Source organism: Prescottella equi, assembly GCF_002094305.1.
GTDB classification, from domain to species: Bacteria; Actinomycetota; Actinomycetes; order Mycobacteriales; family Mycobacteriaceae; genus Prescottella; species Prescottella equi.
Window position 1 is genome coordinate 1 of the sequence record NZ_LWTX01000022.1, and the last position, 6,753, is coordinate 6,753.

Here is a 6,753-nt window from a genome sequence, read left to right on the forward strand (position 1 = left end):
CGACAGCCACACCCTTCGGCCGACCCGTCGAACCCGACGTGAAAATCACATACGCGGTGTTCGAACCACGCAGCGGCCCAATGCGATCCGCATCCGACACCGGGGCAGACGAGAACCCGGACACATCCACGTCGTCGAGAAGGACAACAGGGACAGACCTCTGCCCCGCAACCTCGAAACCGTCTCGCGACGTCGACAACACCACCGCCGGCGCAGCCGTATCCAGGATGTAGCCGTTGCGCTCCGCGGGCTGATCCGGATCCACCGGAACGTAAGCCCCACCGGCCGCGAGCACCGCATACATGCCCACCAGCAAATCCACCGACCGCCGCATCCCCAGACCCACCAACGAGTCCGGCCCCACACCCTCCGCAATCAGCAACCGCGCAGTACGCCGCACCCGCGAAGCGAACTCCGCATACGACAGCGACTCACCCTCGAACACCACCGCAACCGCATCCGGCGTCCGCGCCACCTGCGCCTCGAACAGATCCACCAACGTTGCGTCCGGCACCGGCCGCGACGTCGCGTTCCACTCCCCCACCACCAACGACCGCTCGACCTCGTCCAGCAGGTCGATGTCGCCGACGACCCCCGACGGACGAGTGACCACCGAGTGGAGGATTCGCGCGAACCGGTCACCGAAGATGCACATGGTCGACGCGTCGAACAGGTCCGTCGCGTAGGTGAGTGCAACGGCGTAGCCGGACTCGGCCGCGGACTCGAGAACCGTCACCTGCAGATCGAACTTCGCTGCAGCGGAGTCGAACTCGACCTCCGAGACGGCGAGGTCGCCGAGAGTGAACTCGGCATTCCCGAGGTTCTGGAACGTGAGCATCACCTGGAACAGCGGATGCCGCGCCTGCGAGCGCGCCGGGTCCAGAATCTCCACCAGCCGCTCGAACGGCACGTCCGCATGCCCGAACGCGGCCAGATCCGACGACCGCACCTGCCCGAGCAGCTCCTCGAACGACGCACCCGGTTGCACGTCCGCACGCAGCACCAGGGTGTTGACGAACATGCCGATCACATCGTCGAGAACAGCCTCGCCACGACCCGCGACCGGCGTGCCGATCGCGATGTCCGACGTCCCACTCAACCGCGCCAACAGCACCGACAACGCGGCATGCACCACCATGAACGGCGTGACGGAGTGTTGGCGAGCGAACTCGTCGACAGCTCGGGACAGGTCTGCGTCGAGTGCGAACCGATGCGTGGCACCGTGATTGGTCGCGACCGCGGGGCGCGGGCGGTCGGTCGGCAGATCCAACTGGTCGGGAAGCCCGGCGAGCGCCTGCTTCCAGAACGAGATCTGCTGCGCCAGCACCGAGGTGGGATCGTCCTCGGCACCGAGCACTTCCCGCTGCCACAGCGTGTAGTCCGGGTACTGCACCGCGAGTGGTTCCCAACCGGGGGCGACTCCAGCGGAGCGAGCGGCGTACGCCGCCATGACGTCACGGGTCAACGGGCCGATCGAGAAGCCGTCGGCGGCGATGTGGTGCACGACGAAGACGAGCGCGTGTTCGGTGGGCGACACCGCGAACAACGCGGCCCGCAACGGGATGTCGGCGGTGAGGTCGAAACCTGCCCCCGTCAACGCAGCGACCCGCTCGAGAAGATCGTCGGCAGCGACGGTGTCCACCGGCAGCAGCTCGCCGATCTCGGCGGCCGGCCGCACCACCTGGTACCCGACACCGTCGACGGCGGGGAAGACGGTGCGCAGCGACTCGTGGCGTTCCACCACGTCCGCCACAGCCGCCCGCAGGGCCGGTACGTCGAGAGCTCCGGTCAACCGGATCGCGACCGGAATGTTGTTCACCGTCGAGTCGGGCTCGAACCGGTTCAGGAACCACATCCGCTGCTGCGCGAGCGACAGCGGGATCCGGTCCGGGCGCGGCCCGGCCGTGAGTTCCTTGCGCACAGGACCTGCGGAGTCTGCCCGGATCTGGGCGGCGAGCGCCTCGACGGTCGAGGCCTCGAACACCGCCCGCACCGGAATCTGGGCCCGGCCCGCCGCCGACAGGCGGGCGACCACCTGCGTTGCGATCAGCGAATTGCCGCCGAGCTCGAAGAAGTCGTCGTCGCGGCCCACCTGATCGACACCGAGAAGGTCGGCGAACACCGTCGCGACGAGTTCCTCGTCGCGGCCGACCGGCGCGCGGAACTCACGCGCCTCGAACACCGGCGCGGGCAGCGCCTGGCGGTCGAGTTTGCCGACCGGAGTCAGCGGAATCTCGTCGAGCAGCATCACCGTGGCCGGCACCATGTGCCGAGGGAGCGATCGGCCGACGAACTCCGGGAGCGCGGACGTTTCGAGCGTACGCCCGGGGACGGCGCGGACATACGCGACGAGCACCTTGCCACCGGCACCGGATTCGTGCGCGACGACGGCCGCGAAGTCCACGTCCTCGTGCGCCGCGAGGACCGCTTCGATCTCGCCCAGTTCGATGCGGAATCCGCGGATCTTGACCTGGAAGTCGGATCGGCCGACGTATTCGATCTGCTGGGAGGCGTTCCACCGCACCACGTCGCCGGTCCGGTACATGCGGGTGCCGGGCTCACCGAACGGGCAGGCGACGAATCGTTCGGCGGTGAGTGCCGGTCGGTCGTGGTAGCCGCGGGCGACGCCGGGCCCCCACACGTACAGCTCGCCGGCGACACCGGCGGGGGTGGGCCGCAGCCGGTCGTCGAGCACCGCCAGGGACATGCCTCGGGTGGGCCCACCGATCGTGATCGGTTGCCCGGGGACCAGCGGATCGGAGATGGCCGTCATGATCGTCGTCTCGGTCGGGCCGTACCCGTTGAAGAATCGACGACGCGGGTCGGCCCACCGCGACACCAGGTCCGGCGGGCACGCCTCGCCGCCGACGACGACGTCGAGGAACGTGTCGAGGCCTGTCGGGTCCACCGATGCCAGCGCTGCGGGCGTGACGAATCCGTGCGTGACCCGTTGCGCTGCAATGAGTGCGGCCAGTTCCTCGCCACCGTAGACCGTGGGCGGGGCGATGACCATCGTCGATCCGGAACCGACCGCGAGGAGCAGTTCCAGGACCGAGGCGTCGAAGCTCGGCGAGGCGAAGTGGAGGGTGCGCGATTGCGGCGTGAGGTTGTACCGCTGCACCTGCTCGGCGCAGAAATCCGCGAGACCGGCCTGGGTGACGACCACCCCCTTCGGCCGCCCGGTCGAGCCGGAGGTGTAGATCACGTAGGCCGCGTCGGCATCGGTCAGGGTTCGGGTCCGGTCTGCGAACGAGATCGGCTCCGACGAGTGCTCGGCCAGGACACGGTCGAACTCGTCGTCCAGGATCAGCCATTCGACGGAATCGGGGAGAGAGTCACGAGCCTCTGTGGTGGTCAGGCCGAGCACGACCCCGGAATCCGACACCATGTGGGCGACACGGTCGGCCGGATAGTTCGGGTCGATCGGCACGTAGGCTGCGCCCGACTTCGCGACGCCCCACACCGACGACACCGACTCGATCGAGCGCGGTACGGCGACGGCAACGGCGTCTCCTGGCCCGATACCGCGTTCGATGAGGACCCGGGCGAGACGAGACGACCAGGCGTCGAGGTCCGCGTAGGTGCGGGAGTGGTCCTGGTAGACGAGGGCTGTCGCCGACGGGTCGCGTTCGACCGCCGACGCCAGCAGCTGCGGCAACGTCCGCGATCCGGAACGAGGTCGGCGCGCAGGTCGTTCCCTGCGCGCCGGACGCGGACGCCGCGCCCTCCTGTTCTCGTTGCCGTCAGTTCCCCGCTCCCGACCCAGCTCACTCATGCGTTCGGAACACCTCGGGTATCGCTCGTCGGCATCTCACAACGCATCACCGTGACTCATTCCTCACATCGACATCGCCCAGGACAAACCATCATTATCGCCTCACACCGACCACGAGTCCGCGTCGGCAGCGACCCGCCGGACGTCCGGGCCGCCGACGGAGCGTCCACCGTCGGTGAGGACCAGCACCTCGAGATCCTCGAGTTCTTCCAGGTCGAGTGCCTCTGCACGGGCGTTCGCGAGGAAGGCGTGGGTCACCCATTCGTCGGCCAGAACGTCGGTGACGTTACTGTCCGAGGCCGCCGTGACCACCGTCACCGCGCCCGCAGTGGAGGCCAGCACCAGCTCGATGACGCCCCAGACGGAGGTCGCCGGTTCCAGGCAGACGGTCCTCGATTCGTACGTGATCCCGTACGCGGAGCGGTCCCGCTCGGCCAACGCCACAGCTCGGCCGTGATCGAGCACGAAGGACCCGTCCACCGCGGCGAAGGCGATATCACCTGCGTCGAGCAGGCGGGTCCGCTCGGAGTACGAGACGGGGCGTCCGGACTGTTCGTCGATCCGCGCCCGCGTGGCCACGTCGTCCACGACGATCCACTCGACGTCGTCGTGCGCGGCCGCCCTGTTCTGGGAGTTCGTGATGCCCAGCTTCGCCGGCAGCGCAGCGTCGATCGATTCCCAGGCGTCGTCGTTCGCGTCGATCGGGGTGACCGCCGCCCCCGACTTGAGTACCGCCCACGCGGCGATCACGGCATCGACCGAACGGGCCAGCGCGACCGGGACCCGAGTGCCCGGCCCCACTCCTTCCGCGATCAGGACCCGGGCGAGGCGCGACGACCGTTCGTCCAACTCGCCGTATGTGATCTCGGTGCCGTCGTCCGCGATCGCGGGGGCCTCGGGGTCGGCCTCGACGACCGCCGACAGCACCTGAGGCAGGGTGCTGGTGGCGGGCACGATCGTGTTCGAGGCGTCGGCCTCCTCCGGCTCCGAGTCCGCGAAGCCGGGGAGGAGCGCGCGCTCGGCCTCGGTCACGATCTCGATGTCGCCGACCACCGCGTGGGGGTCGGCGGCGACCGCCTCGAGGATTCGGACGAACCGCTCCCCCAGAGTCACCACCGTCGCCTCGTCGAACAGATCGGTGGCGTAGGTGAGGATCGCCTCGACGGTGCCCGAGTCGGTCGGGATCAGCGTGAACTGCAGGTCGAACTTCGCGGCTCGGTCGGTGTCCGGGACACTGCTCACGGTCAGACCGGGCAGCGCGAGGGTGGCCTGTTCCTGGTTCTGGAACGAAAGCACCGTCTGGAACACCGGATGCCGCGCCGAGGAGCGGTCCGACGACACGGCCTCGACGACCCGCTCGAACGGCAGGTCCGCGTTCGCGAAGGCAGACAGGTCGGCCTCCTTGGCCCGAGCCACCACCTCGGTGAACCTCATCGAGGACGTCAGTTCCGTACGCAGAGCGAGGGTGTTCACGAACATGCCGACCAGGTCGTCGAGCGCGGCCTCGCCGCGTCCCGCGACGGGGGTGCCGACCGTCACGTCCCAGGTACCGCTCAACCTGGCCAGGAGGACCGCCAGGGCGCTGTGCGCAACCATGAACAGCGATGCCCCCTCGGCCCGCGCCAGTGACTCGAGGGCCGCGTGGAGCTCTGCGGAGAGCGTGAACTCGGTCTCGGCGCCGCGCATCGACGCGACCGCGGGGCGGGGGCGATCGGTCGGCAGATCGAGCTGATCCGGCGCACCGGCGAGGGCACGTACCCAGTGCGCGAGCTGCCCGGCAGCCACGGTTCCCGGTTCGTCGGCGGACCCGAGCACCTCACGCTGCCACAGCGCATAGTCCGCGTACTGCACCGGAAGCGGCTGCCACTGCGGCGCCTCGCCCTGCGTCCGAGCCGCGTACGCGGTGACGAGGTCGCGGGCCATCGGCGCCATCGAGACACCGTCGGCACTGATGTGGTGCACGACGAACGCGAACACGTGCGTGGTGTCGTCCAGTCGGAACAGGCCCGCCCGCAACGGCACCGCGCTGCGCACGTCGAAGCCCTCGCCGACGAGTTCCGACACCCGGCCGTACACGTCGGCCGGGTCCACCGAAATGGGTGTGAGATCGAACTCGACGTCTGATGCAGGAACGATCACCTGGTGCGGACCGTCCGCGTCCTCCGGGTAGAAGGTGCGCAACGACTCGTGGCGCGCCAGCACGTCCCGCAGGGCCGCGTGCAGGGCATCGACGTCGAGTGACCCGGTCAACTGCATCGCGAGCGGAATGTTGTAGCTCGTCGATTCCGGTTCCAGGCGGTTGAGGAACCACATGCGCTGCTGCGCCAACGACAACGGCACCCGCTCCGGCCGCGGACCCGCGACGAGCGCCTTACGCGCACCCGCACCCGCAAGCAACTGCACCCGCGCGGCAAGGGCCTGCACCGTCGACGCATCGAACAACACCCGCACCGGCACCTGCGCATCGAGCGCCGCACCGAGACGCGCAGCGACCTGAGTCGCGACCAGAGAGTTACCGCCGAGCGCGAAGAAATCGTCGTCCAGACCCACCCGATCCACACCGAGCACGTCCGCGAACACACCCGCGACAACCTCCTCCGCCGCAGTCGTCGGAGCCCGGAACACCGTCGCCTCGAACACCGGCTCCGGCAACGCCTTCCGATCCAACTTGCCCGACGCATTCAACGGAAACGCATCGAGCACCACGAACATCTGCGGCACCATGTACGACGCGAGCGACGTCGCCAGCTGCGCCTTGACCGCAGTGGTGTCCAGATCCTGGTCCGCCACCACGTACGCGACCAGCTGATCGTTCCTCACCAGCACCACCGACTGCGCAATCGACTCCTGCGCCAGCAGCGCCGTCTCGATCTCCCCCAACTCGATCCGCAGACCACGCAACTTCACCTGGAAGTCCGTGCGGCCGATGTACTCCAACTCACCCGAACTGGTCCACGTCACCAGGTCGCCCGTGCGAT

Annotated in this window: 2 protein-coding genes; both read right to left on the reverse strand. The window is 68.7% G+C overall.

Annotated features, from left to right (window positions below; genetic code table 11):
• Positions 1–3,775 (reverse strand): non-ribosomal peptide synthetase (locus A6I89_RS24195; RefSeq protein ID WP_139811878.1); only part of this gene is annotated, 3,775 nt, incomplete at its 3' end.
• Between the two features lie 102 nt (positions 3,776–3,877).
• Positions 3,878–6,753 (reverse strand): condensation domain-containing protein (locus tag A6I89_RS24200; RefSeq protein ID WP_139811879.1); only part of this gene is annotated, 2,876 nt, incomplete at its 5' end.